The organism is Pedobacter suwonensis, from assembly GCF_900111825.1.
Classification (GTDB): Bacteria; Bacteroidota; Bacteroidia; order Sphingobacteriales; family Sphingobacteriaceae; genus Pedobacter; species Pedobacter suwonensis.
Genome location: NZ_FOJM01000002.1, coordinates 231,023 through 252,512, shown reverse-complemented (window position 1 = coordinate 252,512; position 21,490 = coordinate 231,023). Strand labels below are relative to the sequence as shown.

The window sequence follows — 21,490 nt, the reverse complement described above, 5'->3', positions numbered from 1 at the left end:
TATTTATGTCCTATCTCTTATTTTATGCTCCCAAAGATAGTCAATTAGCAACTTCGGGTGATCGGTCTGTAATCCCTGAATGCCTGATTTTATTGCCTTCATCCAATCATCCGGTGTTTCATTTGCTTTTTGTACATCCATAAAAATACTGATGCCCATGGTTTTTAGAACTGGAAGTAATGTTTCATTAGGGGCATTGTCAATCGCCTCCAAGGGGGCTTCTGACATTGCTTGCATCAAGGCTTTTTCGGTTGTGATGGTATTATCCAAACGAGACATTAAAGGCATTTTGGGTGCTGTTTTCCGCCAGGAAAGGTAGTCGCTATGGCTACTTACATAAACCAATAGATTGTACTTCATATCTGCCTTTTTAATGGCCTCATATGCTTTCTCTGCTTCAGCTGCTTTAAAATCCAAATAGATATTTATTTTTCCTTTGCAAGCCGTTAATGCCTCCTCAAAACTGGCAATCCGGTGTATACTCCCGTCTTTTCCTTTAAGGATAAGTTGCCTTGCTGCTTCAAAATCTAGGTCTTTTATTTGTCCTTTTCCATTACTTAAACCGTCTACACGGTCGTTATGCAAAAGTACCAGGTGCCCGTCTTTTTTGGTACGCAGATCAAGTTCCACATAATCTGCACCCAAATCAATAGCCTCCGTAATGGAAGCTATTGTATTTTCAGGTTTAATTAAATGACTACCACGGTGGGCAATCACAATAAAAGCATTTTTTGATTTCGGCAATGGCCTCATTGCATGTTGTGAGAATACCCGTGTACAGAGGCAGCTAAATAAGATGGCCAGTAAAACCGGTGTTATATTTATGCTCATGACTAGGGATTTTGTGTAGGGTTCATATCTGTGAATGCTGCTGCGCTGTTTCTGTCAGATTTTTTTAAGGAGAAAGCATCGAAAAGCTCGCCAGAGGTTTTATAGGCCTCAAATTTAAGGTTTGGCCCATCAACATGGATAACCTGGAACAGCTGGGTGTTTTCTAAAGATACATCCATCCATTTTGCTCCATCTACTTTATACATTTTAGGGCCTGCAACCGAAACCAGATAAACCGGTCCGCTCACTTCCCTTCCCGATAGTCCCCTTGGCAGGTTTTGGCCACGGCTGTATGTGTGGTCATGGCCCTGCAGTACAAGATCAATATGGTATTTATCAAATAAGGGTTTAAACCGATCTCTGAATTCCTTGTTATCCCTGCTCTTTGCTGTTGAAAAAATGGGATGGTGAAAGGTAACTACTGTCCATAGCTTAGTATTTTCCTTTAATACTTTTTCAAGCCACTCATATTCAGCTTTGGCCGAAGCTTCGTCCAATATAATCATTTGCGAATCCAGGGAAATGATCCTCATATCCTGATAATCGACATAATAAACCGATTCTTCCAGACCTTTTGGGCCATTGCCGGCAAAAGTGTACTGTACGCCCCAATGTGGGTCAAGCACCAGTTTTCTTTTGTCATCGCGTACATATTCATGGTTTCCGGGGGAGGGGATGCTGGGAATCATACCATTGATGAAACCACCTCCATAATGCCATTCGCCCCATTCCTGGTCGTTATTGGAACGATTGATTAGGTCTCCGGCATGGATGATAAATCTGGCATCAGGCTGGTGGGAAAATGCTTTACGGATAACACGCGACCACTTAGAGCGGATGTCGTTCTGTGCGTCGCCAAGATAAATAAAGGAAAATGGCTTATTTTTAACTGACGCAGTGGTAAACTGGAACCACTCGCTCCAATGTTCGCCAGAGCCAACCCGGTAAGCATAAACCGTTGCCGGTTTAAGGTTGGTAAAGGTAACGTGATGATAGCTTGCAATTTCGTAATTATTTCCGCTTCCAAGTAAAGTAGAAATGGCATCGTAACCCGTAATCGATTGTTCAAGCGCCGGATTGGAATCTTCAGCTTTGATTTGGGCTTTTGAGGCTTTAATAGTGGTATCGGTACGCCAGTTTACGGTTTGGCTTGTAGCAGGATCTCCGGCCCAGGTTAAAATTACGCGGTCGGGAAAATGCCCGGGTTTAAAATCCTGGGCATGTGTTTTAACGCCAATGGCCAAAACAGAGAGCGTAAGTAAAAAAGAAAAATTGATATATAATTTCATGTTATTTTATTTGGTAATAAAGGAATTAATTTATTTCAGGTACCACATTAGGGTATACTGATTGTCGGCACCGAAAATGGAAACGGCTTTTTGATAGTTAACACGGTTTTTTGCACTTTCCGAATCAGGGTAGGTATAACGTTTTGGAATGCCTCTCCCGGCTGCTAACGGACCTGTTACAAAGGCAGGGTATCCGGTGCGGCGCTGATCAAACCATCCTTCAGCACCTTTAAACAGCATAGCGAGCCATTTTTGGGTAATCAATTGTTCAAGTGTGCCATCGTATTTTACCAAAGGTTGATCATAATAGGCCTGTGTTGCACTTACAGCGTAGCTGCTCATCGATTCTTTGATGCCTTTATAGTACAGCGATTCTGCAGTTTCGCCACTCACGCTTAGTTTTCCTTTTTGTACGGCCTCAGCCAAAATAAAGCACTGCTCGGTATAAGTGATTAAGCTGGCTTTTAGTAATGCATTTGAACTACCGCCATTTTTCCTGAAAAAAGCAGAAGAGAAAACCGAAACATGATCTTCACCGCCGTTATAGGTAGAAGGTGCGTCAATGGCATTAGGCACTCCTACGTAACGGTTCAGATCAACAGTTGATCCGTTGGTACTCTTTACCGGTTCTACCCAGACAGTCAACCTTGGATCATTCCTTTGTATCAGTCTGTCTACCAGTTCTTTGCTTGCTTTGGTTTTCAGGTAATCGAAATCGATCATCGCCAAAGGGCCGCCCGGCCAGCTATAGGCCGCAATATTGCCCAGATAGGCTACTTCCGCATTGTCTGCACTGCTTTCGAAGATAGGATAAGCTATTTTATCGTTCAATATTTCCTGCATTTCGGCAAAGGCTGGTGCATAATTTTTTGAGATCCGCAATAACATCCGGAGACGTAGCGAATTGGCAAATTTGCGCCAGGCAAGCGCTTTACCTTTAAACATTACATCGCCTTTAGCATTGATTTCCTGAACGTTGCCTTTTAGCATATCGTTGGCTTCCCTTAATTCCCTCAACAGATCAGGATAAATGACCTGCTGCTGATCGTATTCAGGATAAATGATATTAGCCTCTTTCGATTTTAATGCTTGCGAATAGGGGATATCGCCATATAAATCGGTGAGGTAACCAAAGTTAAAAGCTTTCATGATTTTACCGATGGCCACGTACTGGTTTTCAGAACGTTTTTGTGCAGTCTCGATAAAGGTTTTGTTTACGGCTAAGCGGGCGTAAATATCGTCCCAATCAACCGGACCCCAATCCAACAGGTCATAGCCGGTATTTCGAACCAGGGTAAGGTAGCGCGCTGCAGAGGCGGGCCGTCGGTTCACAGCATTTTCCTGGTAGGCGTAAGCGGTAGAAACCAATACGTCTGACATTAAAAATTCGGTATTGGTGGTTTCAGGAGCATTGGGGTTGGTATTTATCTTTTCAAAATCTTTGGTACAGCTTGTAATCAAAGCCAGTATAGCGAAAAGTAGCGTTGTATATTTGAATTTCATTTCTGTACAGGTTAAAAGTTACAACTTAATTTAAAACCGAATGAGCGTGTTCCCGGAAGTGTCCAATGACCTACGCCCAGTTTAAAGCCTTCGGTAACACTCATGGTCGTTTCAGGATCATAACCCAGTCCATTGGCGGTCCAGGTATACAGGTTCCTGCCAATAAGCGATAATGACAGGTTGCTGATGGGCAGTTTGCGGATCAGTTTTTTATCGAATACATAGGTTAATGAGGCTTCCCTGATTTTCAGGAAGGAGGCCGGATAGGTTAACCTTTCATAGTATTTGTTGTAGGTATTGTTATAAAAATCAGAAGCGGCGATAACTACCGTGTTTTGGGTCAGGTTTCCGTTCGCATCTGCAATAAAGCCCGGAATAATCATTCCGTCGTTCCGTTTTCTGCCCTGCGAATCCGTCCATGCTAAACCGCCGGTTTCTGCATCTCGGCCCACCAGTGTGTTATCGGTTAAGCCTGCGTTGATTAGTGATTTTACTACGTAAGAGTAAAAATTGCCACCCTTACGCCAGTCTAAAAGTACGTTTAGGGTGAAGTTTTTGTAACTGAAAGTATTGTTGAAACCCATGGTAAAATCGGGGTTATAGTTTCCGACTTTAAGGTATTCGCTATTGTTGCGAATGTAATGCCCGGTTTTGTCTAATAATGCTGCTCCCGCGTTTGGTCCGCTGGCTACTTTGGTATAACTCGGAGTGTAGAAGTCGCCGATTTTTGTACCTTCCTTAATCAGGTAACGAATGTTGTCTCCATCGGCACTGCCCATCGAATATTCTTTTAAACCTTCTGATAACGCTATCACCTTGTTTTCATTTTTGGTAAAGTTTACATTGGTTTCCCATTTGAAGGCACCATCAAACGGAACAGCATTTAATCCAATTTCCCATCCGCTGTTCTGGATATTTCCGGCATTAATCAACCGGTTTGATGAACCTGACGCAATGGTGGTTGGGATGTTAATGATCTGGTTCCTTTTGTTTGTTTTATACCAGGTTACATCTACACCTACCCGGCTTTTGAAAAAGCGGAGGTCACCGCCAAACTCATATGATGTGGCAATTTCAGGCTTCAGGAAGTTGTTTTTAAGGTTAAACTCAATGGTGGCTCTTTTTACATCGCCCCAATCCTGATTAAAGGGAATGGTATTATACAATTGGTAAGGATCGGTATCACTGCCCACCTGCGCCCAGTTGGCCCTCAGTTTAAGGAAAGAAAGTACATCTGATTTGATCTTGAACACATCCGTTACAGTGGTGCTTAACGATGCAGAAGGATAAAAGTAGGAATTGTTGCCGGCGGGAAGTGTGCTCGACCAATCGTTTCTGCCCGTTACATCAAGAAAAACCATATCCTTGAACGATACCTGGCCAAGACCATAAATACTATTGATGCGTTTGCGGGAAATATATTGCGAATTTACGATGGTACCTGCCTGCGCATTGGCAATATTGTAAACACCCGGAATACTCAGGCTCTCTGTTTTCTGCGCAGTAAACCGGTTGGTTTGATTCATTTGGTTTCCTCCGGCAGAAAGACTCAAAGACCAATCCTGATTTAACAGTTTTTTATAGCTCAGTAAAAAATCTGTGTTCTGTTCCTTAAAGAAAGAATTATCGACTCCATATCCGCCAAATTTAAAACGTTTTGAACTGAAGGGGCGTTTGGTCTCATGTTCTTCATTGTACATGTCCAGCCCGGTACGTGCCATTAAACTTAAGTTTTTGGTAATATCGTAAACCACCTGTATATTCCCGGTTAAGCGGTTCCTGTCGTAGCCATTGGTGTGCTCGTAAGCTACGAAATAGGGGTTGTCAGAATCATCTGCTGAAAACTGCTCGATGTTTTCCCTTCCCGGTTTCCAGTAGTTTTTCAGGTCATTAATGTTCATATTTGGTGGAAGTGAATACAGCATCTGTGTTACACTTTCCCGGTAAGCCGATGGCCGGTTGTCGCTTTTATTGTTTACATAACCAATATTGGTGCTAACTTTCAATTTGGGGTGCAACACATAGGTGGCCGAAAGGTTAAGCGTATTCCTTTTGAGGTCGGTATTGGGTACAATCCCCTTATTGCTCAGGTTAGTGTATGATAAACGGTAATTACCATCTGCATTTTTGCCACTAATGGAAATGTTGTTGGTGTAGGTAGAACCGGTTTCATAGAAGTCCTGCGGATTGTTCGGATGCGATACCCAATCGGTAGCAATTGGTTTTCCGCTGGCATCCAGGGGGCTGTTCCATTGCAGGTGTTTGGTACCCACATCAAGCCGCGGCCCCCAGGCAGATGTGGTGGAAGATGCCTGATCGTCGGTATATTCGCCTCCCCCAAAAGTGTGCTGAAAATGTGGGAACATCCATGCCTGATCGTACATGGCATTTGAATTAAAATTTATTCCTAAACCCTTTTTGTTTATCAGGCCACTTTTTGTGGTGATCAAAACCACACCACTTCCGGCTCTGCTTCCATACAATGCGGCAGCACTTGCACCCTTTAATATGGTGATACTTTCTACATCATCCGGACTGATATCTGCAATCGGACTACCGTAATCAACCGATGAACGGCCAACCTCTGATGTTGCACGGAGGGAATGTGCTACCGGAACACCATCTACCACAAATAAGGGCTGGTTGTCGGTTGCGATTGATGATTGTCCCCTGATGGTGATAAATGAACTTGATCCGGGATCAGCACCTATGCTGACCACATTTACACCAGCCACCTTTCCGGCCAGTGAATTGATCACATTTACTTCTTTCACTGTATTAACGTCACTTCCTTTTACGGTGGCGATCGAATAACCAAGGGCCTTTTCTGCACGTTTAATACCAAGTGCGGTAACCACTACATCAGAGAGTGCTGTTTCGTCAGGCGCGAGGTTGATGTTTAGTTCAGTTTCGCCCTTTAGTGCAATTTCCCTGCTCTGATAACCGATCATTTTAAAGATCAGCAAGGCCTGACTGTTCAATACGTTCAGGTTAAATTCTCCATTTAAGTTGGTGCTGGTCGCATTGTTACTTCCTTTTTCAATTACGTTTACTCCCGGCAGTGGCATACCTTTTCCGTCTGTTACCTTACCTTTAATTCGTATTGATTTTTTGATGATGATCTGGTTTTTCTCGATCAGGTAGCTGAGCTGAAAAGGAGGTAATATCCGGTCGAGCAAAGCGCTTACAGCTTCATTTTCTGCCTTAAAACCACTTAGGTTTTGTTTCTCTATGGCATCTTTATTTGTATATACAAAATACAGGCCGGTTTTCTTTTCTATGGTTCTAAAAAGTTCCGTTAAAGATCCCTTTTTGATATTGATACTTACTTTAACGTCTAATTGTTGTGCATTTACCGGCGACGCCTGCCCTACAAAGAGCATGGTGGAGAGCATGATGTAAATGAGGGTAAAAAAACGCATTACGCTAAAAATTAATTGACTAGTCACTGCGGACTTTTTCATAACTTTGTTTGTTTTAATCTTGATGGGTTAAAATAAAATTTAAAATTTCTTAGCTGTGGCATGCGCCAACATGCTGCAGCTATTTTTTACTGGTTGTTTAATTACATCTACCTCCTTTTATATAAATAGTCTGTTTGTTTATGGTATACTGGATATCGAATGTAAGCTCCAGTGTGCGCAACACCTCTTTTATACTTACATTATCAAATTTTGCCGTTAGTTCACAGTTGTCAAATGATCTGTCTGAAACTACTTTAAGTGCATATTTCCTTGATATGGTCTGGAATACATCTTCCATCGGCGTTTTATTGAAATACATTTTTCCAGTCCGCCACTCAGTTGATGTTTTGGCATCTTCTACATTTTCGCGTACCAGGAGTGCCAGTTTTGTATCGTAAGTTACTTTCTGATTTGGAAGAAGGTGGACAGCTGCTGACTGTGTACCTGCAGAATCTCTAGAAACGGCTACCTTTCCGGTAAGTACAGTTACTTCAGACCTGTAATTTTTCCATGCCCGGATGTTAAAACTGGTTCCCAGTACCCTGGTTTGGATATTGTTGCTTTTTACTACAAAAGGATGGGCAGGGTCTCTTTTTACTTTAAAAAAAGCCTCTCCATTGAGTTTGACCATTCTGATGCCTGCATGTTTCAGGTTTTGCGGAAAGCTGATGCTACTCCCTGAGTTTAACCAGATCTCGGAACTATCCGGAAGCAGTACATTAATGATTTTACCTGGCGCTGCAGTTTTAGTTGTCCATACAACCTGATTTTGCTTGGAAGTCAGTAACTTTTTATCTCCGGCAATAAAGAAGATTAGTGCGCCAATAATTGCCGCAGCAGTTGCTGCTGGCCACCATTTTAATAGTTTAAACTTTTTGACCGGAGCCTGATTGATCTGTTCTCTGAGGCCAGCAAAACTTTCTTTCCACAACCCGTCATCCGGTGGTTGAGCCGTGTCCTGCCATAGCAATAATACCGCTTCTAATTGCTCCTCACGATCATCATCTTCATCTACCCAGTTCCTAAGCCTTTTTTCCAACAATGCAATTTCGGCTTTGCTGCTGCTCAAATCTTCCTTTACAGCTAAATATTCGAGTACTAATTTCCACGTTTCCTGATCCATTCACATGCTTTTATGCTTACAGGACAAGGATAACAGGCCCACTACGGGCCCAAAAAAGTTAACTTTGCGTTAAGAAATTATTAAGCGGTGTTTTTATCTGAATTCTGACTTGTTTTCTAATACTTTTTGCTGAAGAAATTGAAAGCCTTTTACCAGATGGTCTTCAACCGTACGTACTGATATGTCCAGTAAAACTGCAATTTCCCTGTAACTAAATCCATCAATTCGGTACATGTAAAAAATAAGCCTTCGGCGTTCGGGCATCTGATCAATAAGCGTGTAAAGTACGCGGTTGCGGTCTTTGTTCTGAAAAGCCTGCGACGGGGTTTCTTTCACGTCTATAATTTCAGAAAACTCTTCTTCGCTATCCATGTACCAAAGATTGGCTTTGGCTGCCTTATGGTAATTTGTAGCAGCATTTTTAACTGCCCGGAAGAGATATGCTTTTTCGTTATTAAGGATAGTGCCGTTTTTCCAGATCGATATAAATACATCATTTAAGATGAGTTGAGCATCTTCTACATCTTTAACAAGATAAATGGCGTATTTTTTTAAAGTAGGGTACATGCGGCGATAAAGGTCTTCGAAGGTTTTTTCATCAAACTTCTTGTTATTATCAGCATTAAGTCCGGCAATAGTGTTTTGGGGCATAAATTATGGCCACAAAATTAAAATTCAAAAACGATACACATATTAACAGAATATTAACAATAACCAGATGATTTTGCGGTTAAAAGTAGTGTGATGACAGTTGGCCTAATTATGCTTTCAATAATGTGCTAACCAGTCAATGATCAGGTGATCGCGCAAAACGAATCTTTGGATGGTACAGATAGCATGCGTTTTGCCATTTTCCCTATAAAAACGAAAATCCAGTTTCAAAAGCTTAAAACAAACGCTTTGCCGAAAAAAGCCGTGCAAAATCATCAAATGTTTTACGGAAACTTCGACCCACTGGAATGGCTATTTTATCTATCAATACCTCCTGATTGCTAATGGCAGTTACCTGATGCTGATTGATGATAAATGACCGGTGAATCCTTAAAAATCCTTTTGGCTGAAGATGTACTGCAAGTTCCGAAACTGACATTTTAGAAACCATGAAAAGTTCGTTCTGAAGCACCGCCTTAATATCGTTTCCGATGCTTTCAAAATAAAGAATATCTTTCAGCAAAAGCTTGCGGCTAAATCCCTCTGACTTTAAAATCAAGAAATCATCTTCGTTTTCCTTTTTTACATTTCTAAGGACCCTGTCTACAGATTTGAAAAAGCGTTCGAAAGTGATGGGTTTCAGGAGATAATCTACGGCTTCAAGCTCAAAGCCCTCGATGGCAAATTCCCGGTAAGCCGTGGTAAAAATAACAGACGGCTTTTTATTCAGCGACCTCAGAAATTCTATGCCGTTCAGATCGGGCATCTGAATGTCCAGAAAAAGAAGATCCACTTCCTGCGTTTGTAAAATTCTATAAGCCTCGAGTGCATTTGCTGCTGTAGCTACCAGCTTTAGTTCCGCTATCTTTGAAATATGGTTTTCCAAAAGTCTGACGGCCAAAGGCTCATCATCTATCACAATACATTTAATCATGTTGTTGGAGTCATTAAATTTACCTTAAACCAATTATCTGCCTGCGCTATTGCTAATGTATATTGATTCGGATAATAAAGATCGAGTTGTCTTCTTATATTTTCCAATCCTATTCCGGTTCCTGGTTTTTTATGTTTCCCAAAGAACTGATTTTCTATCCTGAAAAGCGAAGCGTTTGCATGGGTTTCAATCGAAATTCTGATGGTTACGTTTCCACTTGTTTTTTCGGCACCATGTTTAAAGGCATTTTCTACAAAAGACAGATACAGCAAAGGCGGGATGAGGCCGGGAAATGCTACTTTTTCTTCTATCTCAAGTTTCAGGCGTTCATCATAGCGCAGCATTTCAAGTGCAATATAATCTTTAACGATTTTCATTTCTGCTGTAATTGGTACCATTTCTTTTTGCCCGTGATAAAGAATATAATCCAGGATGTCTGAAAGCCGGCTGATGGATTTGGATACAGCATCCGAACCGGTGATGGATAATGAATAAATATTATTCAGGGTGTTAAACAGGAAATGAGGATTCAGCTGTGCCTTCAGTGCTTTTAATTCAAGTTCCGATTTCTCTTTCTGAAGCTGCAGGGCATTTTGCTTTTCATCCCTGTACCGAAGCATAAACATCATCGAAACAAAAATGAAAGATCCGGAAATAATGGGCAGGATGTAATGAAACAGCAGGTATTTAACATCCGTTAAAATATCGAAAATACTGTTTTGAGGGTAGTTTGAAAATAAAGGCTCTGCAGCATATACAATAAAAAGCCGATTTAACACACCTAAAATGTACATCCCGGCAATAAGGTAGAGCATAAAATGAAAATATTTTTTAGCCTCGAAAAATCTTCGGATCAGAATGAAGTAAATCCAGTTGGCGCCGATGATCTGAAAGATCCAATGACATACGCCATAGTAAAATACTTCCCGGAAATCAGGCTGCTCAGGCTCACCGTAATTACGGAATATCCCAAAAATAAATAAAGCAATCCAGAGTCCGGTTTGATAGTTGATTTCCTTTCTTAACTTGCCGTTTGATATTTTGCTCACAGAACGTAAAGATATTACTAAAAAGCTTTGTATGTGCTGTTAGGATTCAGATGTATCCATTTTGGTGATGAATTGCAGGAGCAGGCATTCGAACAACAAATAATGTTGTATGCAGGCAGAAGCAGTCTTTCTGCATTCGTCTCTTGAGACCCATGGTAAATAGTAAGATTATTGCAGAAAAAAATGATGGAAAAAGAAAAATTCGTTGGGTTAGATCATTTACGGGCGGTTGCGATCCTGCTGGTATTCCTGTATCATTATGGAATGTTTAAGCATCCCGCCTGGGTAGATACTATCGGTTGGATCGGATGGACAGGAGTTGATCTGTTTTTTGTTTTAAGTGGTTTTTTAATTTCCAATCAGCTCTTCCGGGAAATTAGCGCAAACCAGACCATTAGGCTAAAAACCTTCTTTACCAAACGGTTTTTCAGGATCATTCCACCATATTTGTTCACGCTGTTACTGTATTTTTGTTTTCCGGTATTTAGGGAAAGGGAAGCTTTGCCACCCCTGTGGAAATTTCTTTCTTTTACTCAGAATTTCGGTTTGGATGTGATTAACCAGGGAACCTTTTCTCACGCCTGGTCATTGTGCATTGAAGAACAATTTTACCTGGCGCTACCGGTTTTGCTGCTGTTTTTGATCAGCTTGAAGCAAATGAAATATCTGAAAATCATAATTGTTTTGCTGCTGATTTCTACTTTTTTTCTGCGCGTTTTTTCCTGGAATGAATATGTTCTCCCGAAACTGGAAACGCCCGGTTTCTGGAAAGACTGGTATATGCATATCTATTACCCTACACATACCAGGTTGGACGGGCTGGTGATTGGCGTGCTGATTGGGGTACTGTTTCAGTCGTCAACATTCAAAGCGATGATTAATCGAAATGGGAATCTACTGGTCTTTACCGGCATAACAGCCGTTACATTTTCGCTGTGGTTCTGCAGAGACGCCTATTCGCAGCAGGCCTCTCTCTTCGGATTTACACTGGTAGCTGTAAGTTACGGAATACTGGTAACAGGAGCTATTTCGACCACTTCTTTCCTAAGTAAGAAATCCAACATGATCACCACTCAATTGGCAGCCTTGTCTTACGCGATTTATTTGTCGCATAAAATTGTCATCCATCTTGTACAGTTGTTTCTTGAAAGAATTAAAATTCCGGCATCCTATTCAACTGGATTGCTGATCTGTTTTGCCTGTTGTATTTTTGCCGGCCTAGTTTATCGCTACTGTATAGAAAAACCATCTGCAACCATCAAAAATAAAGTTCTTAACAGGTTTAATCGCGACTACTAAACAATTAATTTATGAAAACAATTAGTTTAAGCATCTTCATCCTGATGTCTCATTTTGCTGTAGCTCAGCACTTCACTAACGAGAAAAAAGAAATCCAGCGTGTGGTCTGGCAATTCAAAGAAAGCATCATTAAAAAAGATTCAGCTACTTTTAACAGTCTGTTCCATGAAAATCCGGTACTCTGGATTGGTGTTGTGAAAAACAGATCTCAGCAAAAACGTCTGGAAATTAATCCTTCGAACCGCAAAAATTACTTCAAAGACACATATCAAAATTTTTTCCACTACATCATGGAAAAAGGCCGCAGGGAAGAAAAATTTGATAAGATCAGGATCGTTAATGATGATGTGATTGCCAGTGTGAATTTCGATTACTCATTCCGGGAAGAAAATATTATCACCAATTGGGGAAGCGAATACTGGCACCTTATCAAAGCAGACGGAAAATGGAAAATTGTAAGCATTATTTATTCTTACGAAAACGCAAAATTTTTCCCCATAAATTCGCGTTAGCAAATAATAATTAATAAGATATAAAATGAAGAATTCCTTCAAACTTAGCCTTATTTTGCTGTTTACTACCAGCTATCAGGTTTTTGCGCAAAGCCCTGTCCTTAATGCTAAAATACAAGAGATTATCGCTTCAAAGCATGCCAAAGTAGGAATTGCCATTAAAGGTCCAAATGAAAGGGATGCCCTATCTATTAATGGAAACGAACATTTCCCCTTACAAAGTGTATTCAAATTCCATATTGCTCTGGCGGTACTATCTCAGGTAGATAAAGGAAAGTTCAGTTTGAGTCAAAAAATAAAAATCAGTAAGAAAGACCTTTTACCTGATTTATATAGTCCTATTCGTGATCGATATCCAAATGGTGTAATATTACCGTTATCAGAAATTTTAGCATACACCGTTTCACAAAGTGATAATGTAGGTTGCGATATTTTACTGAGGATGATTGGAGGTCCGGAATTTGTTGAAAAGTACTGTAAGAGTGTCGGCATCCATGATGTATCCATAAAAATAAATGAAGAGGAACAACAGGGCAACTGGAATTCGCAATTTAAAAACTGGACCACGCCTAAAGCAGCTAATAACATCCTGGAACTTTTTTACATGAATAAAAACAATCTCCTTTCAAAGAAAAGCCATCACTTCATTTGGAAAGTGATGCGTGAAACCAAAACAGGAGCGCATCGATTGAGAGGATTGCTCCCTAAGAATACCCTTATAGCCCATAAAACAGGTTCGTCAGGCACAAATAAGCAAGGTATAACTGCAGCAGTAAATGATATCGGGATCGTATTTTTGCCAAATGGATCATACTATTTCATAAGTGTCTTCGTAACGGAATCGACAGAAAATGAAGCGACAAATGAGAAAATAATTGCTGATATTAACAAAGAAGCCTGGGAATATTTTAATGGCAATAGATCGTTATAAGGTCAGACCTAATTTAATATTTTAAATAAACCATCCGTAAGCTGGTAAGCGGCCTTACGCTTCAATCGTTATTGTCACGAACAAAAGTTACTTTAAATACATTTTTTTTAGCTCAGGAAGTTCTTTTTTATATTGATTTATGTCGAAATCTATATTGAAAGATGATTTCATGTAAGACTTTAAAGATTCCAATCCTACCTTAGCCCGTCTTTCGTCCACATTATCGATATCAGCTATAGGATAGAGGATGTATTTTTTGCTCAGTTTATCTATTAATGTCTGTGATCCATATTGTTGCATTTTTCCTACTCTCATATTTATCCTGTCTTCTAAATAAGCAAAATCTTTTGGCAATACCTTTCCATCCTTAAGACCTCTTTTGAACAGCGGTAGATATTTTTTCTGGGCATCAAGATCAGCATGTTGCAAAATAAGAAATAGATACTGATTGTTCTTATATCCTACCTCAGTGGGGCCGAGCCATCCATATTGTTTAATAATGGTTTCAAATGCGCGAAAATTAATTGAATCCTGTTTTTTCATTACCAAAATAAGTTTTTTCTCGGCTGTAGAGTTCAACCCGTCAACCTTTCTAACCGAATCCAGTTTAAATCTAATTGACTGGTCTGCCGCTCCAATTTCCCTTATCCTGTCGGCAATATCCCGCTTAATGCCGTTTAAAAAAGTATTTTTTTTATTCTTTGCCTCATTTAATGAACTTGTCCACCGAGGGTCGACTTTAATTGGCTCAAAATCGGTGTCCTTAATTAACATATTATAAAAGTCAACGGGATCATCCCAGCTTTTGATCATTTTATTGTTAAGGATATTTTGCAGATAAAGAAAAGCCTTATCGTTATTTCCTGCCAAGCTCCATGCGCATGCCGCATTGTATAAATTTGTCTGTGTGGTATTTCCATTAAATTCTTTTAATGCCTGGTCAAAAGCTTGCCCGGCCTCATGGTATCTTTTATCGTGGTAAAACTTCATCGCGGAATCAATATTTACAAAATATTTCAATTCCTGTGCGTTGCTGCTTGTGCTGAATGTTAACAGAAGTATTAAAACGGAAATTATTTTTTTTATCATGTTTGTCTTTAAATTTAAAATTGAAGCTGAACCTTGATAAGTTAGTAGTGCATTTAAGATTGCTATCCTGCGCATAATAAAACAAAATGATCAGAAAAAAGATAATCGTTTAGACATAGTTTAGGTTATAAGACACAAAAAAGAATAGTTTGTTGCATTGAGTAAATCGATCAGGGTAATTTTAATTATTGGCTTAAGTCATCATTTAAATACTCAACCAGGTGTTCTGGCTAAGTACTTCTGTCCTTGTAAACTGTCTTTACAGGCTAATATCCGATATCATATTATTTTTATACTTTTATTTCCAGGGCGCAGGCGATACAGCGCTATAAAATAATTTAAATTTTCATCGTACCTCTTGTGGCCGTAGCGATCATCTGGCAGAGGAGGTGATCAGGACAAAATAATAAAGACTATAAATAGTATGGCGAAAACAATACTTATAGTGATACTGGCAATGATTTTTGGTCGGGCCAATGCTCAAAAAGCAAAGTTGACTGCTAATCTAAATTTTACAGGTAATATTGGTAAATACCCAATAGAAATGAAACTTAGTTTAAACAACTATAATGACAGCATTTTTGGTGAATACTACTATATCAAAAATGGCTACGGTAGCAAGCTCTATCTGGAGGGCACTTTAAAAGATGACAAAATGTTCCTCAAAGAAAGTGCATATAACGCTAAATCAAAAAAAATTGAAACTACAGGTTATTTCAAAATGGCTTATATCTTGCAAAAGGCCTTAGCGGGTAGCTGGGGTAAAAAACCAAATAGAGAAAACACGCTGGACATCAAGTTGCAGTGTCGCGAAAATTTGCAGGCTTTTAATCCACTTAGCTTCGATTTTATCATGTTGAAGACCAAGCCTGACGAGGATTCGATGACTGAAAATTCGGTGGGCTATTTCACCTTGCTCTCCCTAAAAATTAATGCCAATAAAAATTCCGGATGGATACTTCATGATTTTGATAAATATGATTTAGTTAAAGATAAGGTGGAACTGGAAGATGTAAATTTCGATGGTTATCTGGATATAAAATTGCCTGTTTTTTATCCGGATAGAATAAAAGGAGATTATGGCTATGTGTATTTCGTATATGATGTAACACGTAAAAGCTTTATTAAAAACAAAACTTTAGATGATTTGGGTGTCGTATTTTTTGACTCATTTAAAAAACAAATTTATAAATATGATGCAGACGGTAACGGGAATGAAGGAAAGATGTATTATCGCTGGCAAAACGGAAAACTCTTATTAGAGAAAGCAGAACGTGTTTATGAAAACGATACTTTTACGCACTACGAGGAATACAAAATTGAAAATGGCAGGTCGGTGAAAGTGAGGGATTATAAAAAAAGAGGATAAATACGGAGCATTGTAAATCTATACAGCCTAATGGATAACTGCATAAAAAATAGCTTAAACAGAATGAAAGGTATCATAACCGCATTAATAATAGTTACATTTTTGGGTTGCCGAAATACGCCGACTACGGAGATCGTAAATACAACAACAGATACTTTAAAAACTAAAAAGGATGGCATAGCTGTGGTTAAACAAGATCGCATCCCCGCTAAAAAAACAGAAAAAAAAGATACCATTAGAAATGACAAAGAGACCCAAATGAATGAGGCGTTTTTTCAAAAGGCAATGATCAACCTCAGCGACAGCTCGCTCAATGTTTATGAAAATATTAGGGCAGATTATCGGATTTTTGGTTACGAAAAACCAGATACCAGCTCCAGAAAGATGATCTTGTTCTCTGTTTTTACTTCTGACGTAAAAAATAATCCTTACAGATGTAAGTTTGGTGCTTACTATTCGTCTGGAGCCATGCATAATACCAAAATTAAATATATTAAGAAAACCGGCGCTTTTGTAGAAGTACATTTGATTAAGGAGTCTGATATTAAACCCACATCTGTCTACATGCTTAAAGATTGGGTGGAATTTGAAAAAAGGAATTAAACATGAAAAATCATTTTTCCTGCCTGTTGTTTATAGGTTTTATTGTTTTTGCAGATATTGTATCAGCAACTAATTTACAAAGCTTTAACGGGAACTTTACTGGTAAATTCGGGCGTAAAATTGGTGTTGTTTTCAGCTTAAAAAATACCAGAGGAAAGCTGAGCGGTTTTTACTATTACGAGAACATCGGCGCAGAAATCAGGCTTGCAGGGGAAGTGATTAATGGTATTGCTACTGTTTACGAGCTTGATTACCTAAACGTAAAAAGAGCAAAAATTACCGGCAAGTTAACAAAGGATGGTTTTAATGGCAAATGGGAAAGTTTATCTTCGAAAAAAGCATATCCCATACGGTTAATCCCAACCAATAAAACTATCCCATCGTTGCCCCACAATCTTATTGGCAATTACCAGGTAGATGAACAAGATCAATGTGCTTTGAGTGTGACCATTTCCAAAAGTAAAGGGCAATATCGCTACCATTTTTATAGTTCTACAAGAAATTTAAATGGCAAAATTACCTTCAGTAGAAGCCTGGATGAAAACTTAGTTTATATCGATTTTCACGGTATTGAATGGGATGAAGACAGTGGCGATGTGACCAAAGATAACAATGAAGAAAGTTTTTCTGGAAATGAACAACTACCCACCGTTGTTCAGGGTTTGTTAAGTGATGGTGAAATTGTTATTCAAAACACTGGCAATGCGATGAACAGGTATGTGAAAATTGGTGAATGCGATTTGAAGTATATTCATTTGAAGAGGGTAAAATAGACATAGCTGATTCGCGCTAAAACTTTTTTTACGCAAAAAAAGCTGAAAGCTTATATGAATAAAAAAACAATTTGATTTTAACTGTTCTAAATCATATCATGGCTAATTGCCAGAATACAACTATTTTTCTATACTTGCACTTTGTTCGGTAGCTACGCGAACTTTCAAATTTCAGTAGCTAAAATAAATCCTATAAGTATGATATCATTATCCGCCGGCAAAATTGGTCTGGCGTCAATTTTAGCTTTGGTGTTTTCTACTGCACTAGCCCAACAGCAATCTGCAACAATCAATAAAGGCAAAAAAGTGTTAACCGGCTCACAAAGAGATTCAGTACGCAGCGTGATTTCCGCGGCGATGATCCAGCCTTCGTGGATATTTAACAGCGACTTAATACTTTATAATGCCAGTAATGCCGCCGGATTAAAAACCTATTATATTGCTGATCCTACGCATAGCAAAAGTATACGATTGTTTGACGGCAACGAGCTTGTTGAACTTACATCCGCTTACCTGTCACAATCTGTACACCCTACGAAGGTAGATTTCAGTATTCAGAGTGTTTCGCCAACAGATCCAGCTATCTTATTATGCAATGTACAAGGTGTAGCGCTGCAGTATGATTTAAAAAAAGGCATTTTTGGCGAGGTTGATCCAGGTAAATCCGCCAGCAAGCCTTTTCCTGTAAAAGCAGTACCTCGTAAAGATATCTGGACATTTTATACAAAAGATGGGGCATACGGTGTTTACGCTAACAACCATAATCTCTTCTTAAAAAAATCAGGTGCTTTGGGAAAGGATTCGGTGGTTCAATTGACCTACGACGGAGATGCTAATTATTCATTCGCAAGAAAAACCGTCTCTAACCATAACAGAGGTCAACGCGGACCATGGCTGGGGGAATGGTTAGGAGATACACATATCGGTTTTGCCTTACGGTCGGATCAGCGCAAAGTGAGAGACCTGACTTTAATCAATAGTTTAGCCATGTATGCACCCGTTCGGGTAGATTATAAATACGAATTGCCTGGCGATGAGAATGTAACGCAGTATGAGTTATGGCTATTGAATGCAGATAACGCTAAAATGCAAAAAATAAATATTGATCGTTTTCCTGACCAGGAAGTGAAAATGAATCAAAACCAGCAATCTGGGGGAATCTATTTTACGCGGGAGAGCCGTACGGTAGATACCATACAACTTTGTAGGGTAGATCCATATACCTTCAAGACTACTGTACTGATCACTGAAGTTGGAAAACCAATTCTAAACGATCAACTGCAGACTTATATGGTGATTAATGAAGGTAAGGAGGTTATATGGTGGTCTGAACGCACAGGTAAAGGTGCTTACTATTTGTATGACCATACAGGTAAGCTGAAGAATGCCATTACCAAAGGTGATTTTGTTGCCGGCAATATTGTCGATGTGAATACTAAGGCGCGTTATATGATTTTGGAAGGCTTTGGCTACAAATCTGCAAATAATCCCTACCATAAAAAATTCTACAAAGTGAACCTGGATGGTTCTGGCTTTGTTGAATTAACACCGGGACAGGGTGATCATTCCATTATGCCGTCCCTGGATAAAAAATTTATCATCGACAGCTATTCGGCTGTAGACAGTTTACCTAAATGTGAAATAAGGGATATGAATGGAAAAGTGCGGACGGTCATTCCAATGTTGGATCATCGTACTTTAACAGACTACGGCTTAAACATGCCGATACTGCGAAAAGTTAAGGCGGCTGATCATATTACAGATTTATACGGGATCATCTATACACCAGCTGATTTTGATCCTCGTCAAAAATACCCCGTGATTTGTAATGTATATCCCGGACCTCAGGTTGATGGCATACCACAAGGTTTTAATATCACGCCGAGCAACAATGCAAAACTTGCCGATCTGGGCTTTATTGTACTGCAATTTGGTTATCGGGGCTCATCGCCGCTTCGCGGACGGGATTTCTATACTTTTGGACACGGCAATTTACGTGATTATGCATTAGCAGATTGCAAGTATGTAGTAGAACAATTGGCTGAAAGTTATCCCTATATGGATCTAGACCGGGTGGGTATTTACGGGCATTCGGGAGGAGGATTTATGACAGCAGCGGCAATGCTAACCTATCCTGATTTTTTCAAAGTCGGGGTGTCGTCATCTGGTAATCACGACAATAACATCTACGGAAAATTCTGGACAGAAACCTATCAGGGAGTTGAGCAAACCAAACCTGTTACCGTAGACTCATTAGGTAATTTGCATGCGTCTTTTAGCAGCAGTGCACCAACTACCATAGAACTGGCTAAAAATTTAAAAGGTAGAATTTTATTGGTAACCGGCGATATGGACAATAATGTACATCCTGCAAATACCATACGTTTGGCCAACGCCCTGATTAGAAACAATAAAAGATTTGACTTAATGATTCTGCCAGGTATCGCTCATGAAGTAAGTGGCGATTATTATCGAAATTTAATCAGTAATTATTTCGTAGATCATTTAAAAAACTGGAAAGGCTTTGATGTGAATATGGTTAAATAATTTTTTATAAAATATCTGACCAGACAGTTATTCAATCCACAAAAAAATGTGCCGCTTCAATCTTCCATTAGATTTAGCGGCACATTTTTTTATTAAGGGCAGATGAGTACCGGTGCCCATTGGCTAAGTTTTCCTGCGTAACCGGTATTCCAACCTAGGCAATTCCTACCGTATATGCTGAAAATCAGGTTATCAGTAAACGATATCATTAGTCCGTTGCTCCAGTTGCGGATCTTCCGGAAACTGTCGCAGATAAAATTCTTCGTAATATGCTTTAATGATGGCTGCAAGCGGTGTGGATAGCAGCGCGCCAGTGAGTCCAAACGCTGTGCCCATGGCCAATAACAGAAACAGCGATGACATCGGATGAATATTCATGGTTGAGGAACGAAGTTTAGGCATCAAAAAATCTGAAATCAGTTCATTCAATAATAAAAAGAATACCAGGCACCAAAGTGCAGTTGCCGGGCTCACGGAGAGTGCAACCAGGGTAGGGGGAATCGCCATGATATAAAATCCTATTTTTGGGACAAGTTCAGAAAAGAAAGCCAGTGCAGCCCAAACCAATGCACCAGGAACGTTCATTAAGGTTAGAAAACCATATACCAATACCGCCTCAATAGCACCGCCAATGAGATTGGATTTCATCCAGCCCACCAGCATCACGGAAGTGTGTTTTATTGCATTTTCTGCTTTTTCTCTTTGTTTTACCGGAAATACAGTTAGATAAAGCTCGATGATCGGTTTGGGATTTCCTACAAAAAAAACCACCATGCAAACAAATACAATGAATACAAAGATACCTCCCAGAATCGAAAACGAAAAGTTTCCAATTCCCATTACGGTGTTGCCAATAGAAGGTATAGCTGAAGAAATGGACGAGCCTCCCTCACTCATTTCTTTCCTCAGTTCAGGAAATTTGCGTAACAATGAATCCAGGTAACCCGATACGCTGGCGTAATACTTTGGCAGGTTACCGATCAAAACATCCAGCTGATCGCTCATGTGTGGAACCACCATCCAGCCGAGCAATGCCGTAATACCAAAAATGATAAAAAATACAATCAAACTCGCCAGCCAGCGCTTCATCCCTTTTTTTTCAAGCCGGCTTACCGGAGCATTAATGATTAGTCCTAAAACGATAGCAAAAATACCCAGAAGCACAATGCTTAGAATTTTTAATAGAAACCAGAGCAGAATGATAAGTCCGGCTGTGTAGAGGATAATTGAAGTAACCGTCCTAAAGATTCCGTTATTTGATTTAATGTCCATGTATCAAACTAACCCTGTTTAATACAAAAATGTTTGACTGCAGCTGTAAGTTTATGCCGCCCATTCAAATACTCCTTTCACAAAGTAAATGTTACATTTGCTGATTCAAACCACAAACCGAATATGATATACCTGAAAATGAAATACCGGTGTACGCGTTGATGGATAACCCCCGGTTATTTAACATTATTGTAAGTTAACCATACAAGTGTACCCTATTGCTATACCTCGCCCAACTAAATTTGTTGTCA

Annotated in this window: 17 protein-coding genes; 7 read left to right on the top strand and 10 right to left on the bottom strand. The window is 39.6% G+C overall.

The window, feature by feature from the left end; genetic code table 11:
- Positions 1 to 3 precede the first annotated feature (3 nt).
- From BM107_RS03615 to BM107_RS03580, 8 genes are all read right to left on the bottom strand, one after another.
- Positions 4 to 831: a glycerophosphodiester phosphodiesterase family protein gene (locus BM107_RS03615; protein WP_090980375.1), complete on the bottom strand. Its 828-nt coding sequence runs from the start codon at positions 829 to 831 to the stop codon at positions 4 to 6.
- 2 nt (positions 832 to 833) lie between these two features.
- On the bottom strand, positions 834 to 2,120 hold the full coding sequence (locus BM107_RS03610; RefSeq protein WP_090980373.1) for a purple acid phosphatase family protein: 1,287 nt from the start codon (positions 2,118 to 2,120) through the stop codon (positions 834 to 836).
- Between the two features lie 30 nt (positions 2,121 to 2,150).
- Entirely contained in the window at positions 2,151 to 3,623 is a 1,473-nt protein-coding gene (locus tag BM107_RS03605; RefSeq protein ID WP_090980371.1) for a SusD/RagB family nutrient-binding outer membrane lipoprotein, read from the bottom strand.
- An 11-nt stretch (positions 3,624 to 3,634) separates the two neighbouring features.
- Positions 3,635 to 7,087, bottom strand: a complete 3,453-nt coding sequence (locus BM107_RS03600) for a SusC/RagA family TonB-linked outer membrane protein (protein WP_090980368.1) — start codon at positions 7,085 to 7,087, stop codon at positions 3,635 to 3,637.
- 97 nt (positions 7,088 to 7,184) lie between these two features.
- Positions 7,185 to 8,210: a FecR family protein gene (locus tag BM107_RS03595; protein ID WP_090980366.1), complete on the bottom strand. Its 1,026-nt coding sequence runs from the start codon at positions 8,208 to 8,210 to the stop codon at positions 7,185 to 7,187.
- Between the two features lie 93 nt (positions 8,211 to 8,303).
- Entirely contained in the window at positions 8,304 to 8,861 is a 558-nt protein-coding gene (locus tag BM107_RS03590; RefSeq protein ID WP_090980363.1) for an RNA polymerase sigma-70 factor, read from the bottom strand.
- 235 nt (positions 8,862 to 9,096) lie between these two features.
- Complete coding sequence (locus BM107_RS03585) at positions 9,097 to 9,795, bottom strand: LytR/AlgR family response regulator transcription factor (RefSeq protein WP_090980362.1); 699 nt, start codon at positions 9,793 to 9,795, stop codon at positions 9,097 to 9,099.
- A complete protein-coding gene (locus tag BM107_RS03580; protein WP_090980360.1) occupies positions 9,792 to 10,844 on the bottom strand; it encodes a sensor histidine kinase in 1,053 nt (350 codons plus the stop codon). Before BM107_RS03580 ends, BM107_RS03585 begins: the two co-directional genes overlap by 4 nt.
- A 183-nt stretch (positions 10,845 to 11,027) precedes the next feature.
- Between BM107_RS03580 and BM107_RS03575 the strand changes: the two genes are divergently transcribed.
- From BM107_RS03575 to bla, 3 genes are read left to right on the top strand one after another with little or no spacing between them, the layout of a single operon-like run.
- Complete coding sequence (locus BM107_RS03575; protein WP_090980358.1) at positions 11,028 to 12,143, top strand: acyltransferase family protein; 1,116 nt, start codon at positions 11,028 to 11,030, stop codon at positions 12,141 to 12,143.
- Positions 12,144 to 12,154: 11 nt separating this feature from the next.
- Positions 12,155 to 12,655, top strand: coding sequence for a nuclear transport factor 2 family protein (locus BM107_RS03570; protein WP_090980356.1), 501 nt, complete (start codon positions 12,155 to 12,157; stop codon positions 12,653 to 12,655).
- A gap of 25 nt (positions 12,656 to 12,680) precedes the next feature.
- Positions 12,681 to 13,586 (top strand): class A beta-lactamase, subclass A2, encoded by a 906-nt coding sequence (gene bla / locus BM107_RS03565; RefSeq protein WP_090980354.1) that lies wholly within the window; start codon positions 12,681 to 12,683, stop codon positions 13,584 to 13,586.
- 87 nt (positions 13,587 to 13,673) lie between these two features.
- Here bla and BM107_RS03560 read toward each other — a convergent pair whose 3' ends face one another.
- Positions 13,674 to 14,675 carry a DUF6624 domain-containing protein gene (locus tag BM107_RS03560; protein ID WP_139222264.1) on the bottom strand — a complete coding sequence of 334 codons (1,002 nt, stop codon included), beginning with the start codon at positions 14,673 to 14,675 and terminating at the stop codon, positions 13,674 to 13,676.
- 424 nt (positions 14,676 to 15,099) lie between these two features.
- Here BM107_RS03560 and BM107_RS03555 point away from each other — a divergent pair, with 424 nt between their 5' ends.
- The 4 genes from BM107_RS03555 to BM107_RS03540 all read left to right on the top strand — a co-directional run bounded on the left by BM107_RS03555 (position 15,100) and on the right by BM107_RS03540 (position 19,967).
- On the top strand, positions 15,100 to 16,044 hold the full coding sequence (locus tag BM107_RS03555; protein WP_139222263.1) for an XAC2610-related protein: 945 nt from the start codon (positions 15,100 to 15,102) through the stop codon (positions 16,042 to 16,044).
- Positions 16,045 to 16,107: 63 nt separating this feature from the next.
- On the top strand, positions 16,108 to 16,647 hold the full coding sequence (locus BM107_RS03550; RefSeq protein ID WP_134203410.1) for a hypothetical protein: 540 nt from the start codon (positions 16,108 to 16,110) through the stop codon (positions 16,645 to 16,647).
- Positions 16,648 to 16,649: 2 nt separating this feature from the next.
- Positions 16,650 to 17,420 carry a hypothetical protein gene (locus BM107_RS03545; RefSeq protein WP_090980346.1) on the top strand — a complete coding sequence of 257 codons (771 nt, stop codon included), beginning with the start codon at positions 16,650 to 16,652 and terminating at the stop codon, positions 17,418 to 17,420.
- A gap of 198 nt (positions 17,421 to 17,618) precedes the next feature.
- Positions 17,619 to 19,967: a S9 family peptidase gene (locus BM107_RS03540; protein ID WP_090980344.1), complete on the top strand. Its 2,349-nt coding sequence runs from the start codon at positions 17,619 to 17,621 to the stop codon at positions 19,965 to 19,967.
- Between the two features lie 192 nt (positions 19,968 to 20,159).
- Here the strand turns inward: BM107_RS03540 and BM107_RS03535 are convergent, their stop codons facing one another.
- Complete coding sequence (locus tag BM107_RS03535) at positions 20,160 to 21,239, bottom strand: AI-2E family transporter (protein ID WP_090980342.1); 1,080 nt, start codon at positions 21,237 to 21,239, stop codon at positions 20,160 to 20,162.
- Positions 21,240 to 21,490 lie beyond the last annotated feature (251 nt).

Excerpts from the sequence above, each read along its gene's own strand:
- bla (WP_090980354.1), top strand. The coding sequence starts at position 12,681 with ATGAAGAATTCCTTCAAACTTAGCCTTATTTTGCTGTTTACTACCAGC.
- BM107_RS03555 (WP_139222263.1), top strand. The coding sequence starts at position 15,100 with ATGGCGAAAACAATACTTATAGTGATACTGGCAATGATTTTTGGTCGG.
- BM107_RS03570 (WP_090980356.1), top strand. The coding sequence starts at position 12,155 with ATGAAAACAATTAGTTTAAGCATCTTCATCCTGATGTCTCATTTTGCT.
- BM107_RS03545 (WP_090980346.1), top strand. The coding sequence starts at position 16,650 with ATGAAAAATCATTTTTCCTGCCTGTTGTTTATAGGTTTTATTGTTTTT.
- BM107_RS03540 (WP_090980344.1), top strand. The coding sequence starts at position 17,619 with ATGATATCATTATCCGCCGGCAAAATTGGTCTGGCGTCAATTTTAGCT.
- BM107_RS03610 (WP_090980373.1), bottom strand. The coding sequence starts at position 2,120 with ATGAAATTATATATCAATTTTTCTTTTTTACTTACGCTCTCTGTTTTG.
- BM107_RS03590 (WP_090980363.1), bottom strand. The coding sequence starts at position 8,861 with ATGCCCCAAAACACTATTGCCGGACTTAATGCTGATAATAACAAGAAG.
- BM107_RS03575 (WP_090980358.1), top strand. The coding sequence starts at position 11,028 with ATGATGGAAAAAGAAAAATTCGTTGGGTTAGATCATTTACGGGCGGTT.
- BM107_RS03560 (WP_139222264.1), bottom strand. The coding sequence starts at position 14,675 with ATGATAAAAAAAATAATTTCCGTTTTAATACTTCTGTTAACATTCAGC.
- BM107_RS03595 (WP_090980366.1), bottom strand. The coding sequence starts at position 8,210 with ATGGATCAGGAAACGTGGAAATTAGTACTCGAATATTTAGCTGTAAAG.
- BM107_RS03585 (WP_090980362.1), bottom strand. The coding sequence starts at position 9,795 with ATGATTAAATGTATTGTGATAGATGATGAGCCTTTGGCCGTCAGACTT.
- BM107_RS03615 (WP_090980375.1), bottom strand. The coding sequence starts at position 831 with ATGAGCATAAATATAACACCGGTTTTACTGGCCATCTTATTTAGCTGC.
- BM107_RS03550 (WP_134203410.1), top strand. The coding sequence starts at position 16,108 with ATGAAAGGTATCATAACCGCATTAATAATAGTTACATTTTTGGGTTGC.
- BM107_RS03600 (WP_090980368.1), bottom strand. The coding sequence starts at position 7,087 with ATGAAAAAGTCCGCAGTGACTAGTCAATTAATTTTTAGCGTAATGCGT.
- BM107_RS03605 (WP_090980371.1), bottom strand. The coding sequence starts at position 3,623 with ATGAAATTCAAATATACAACGCTACTTTTCGCTATACTGGCTTTGATT.
- BM107_RS03535 (WP_090980342.1), bottom strand. The coding sequence starts at position 21,239 with ATGGACATTAAATCAAATAACGGAATCTTTAGGACGGTTACTTCAATT.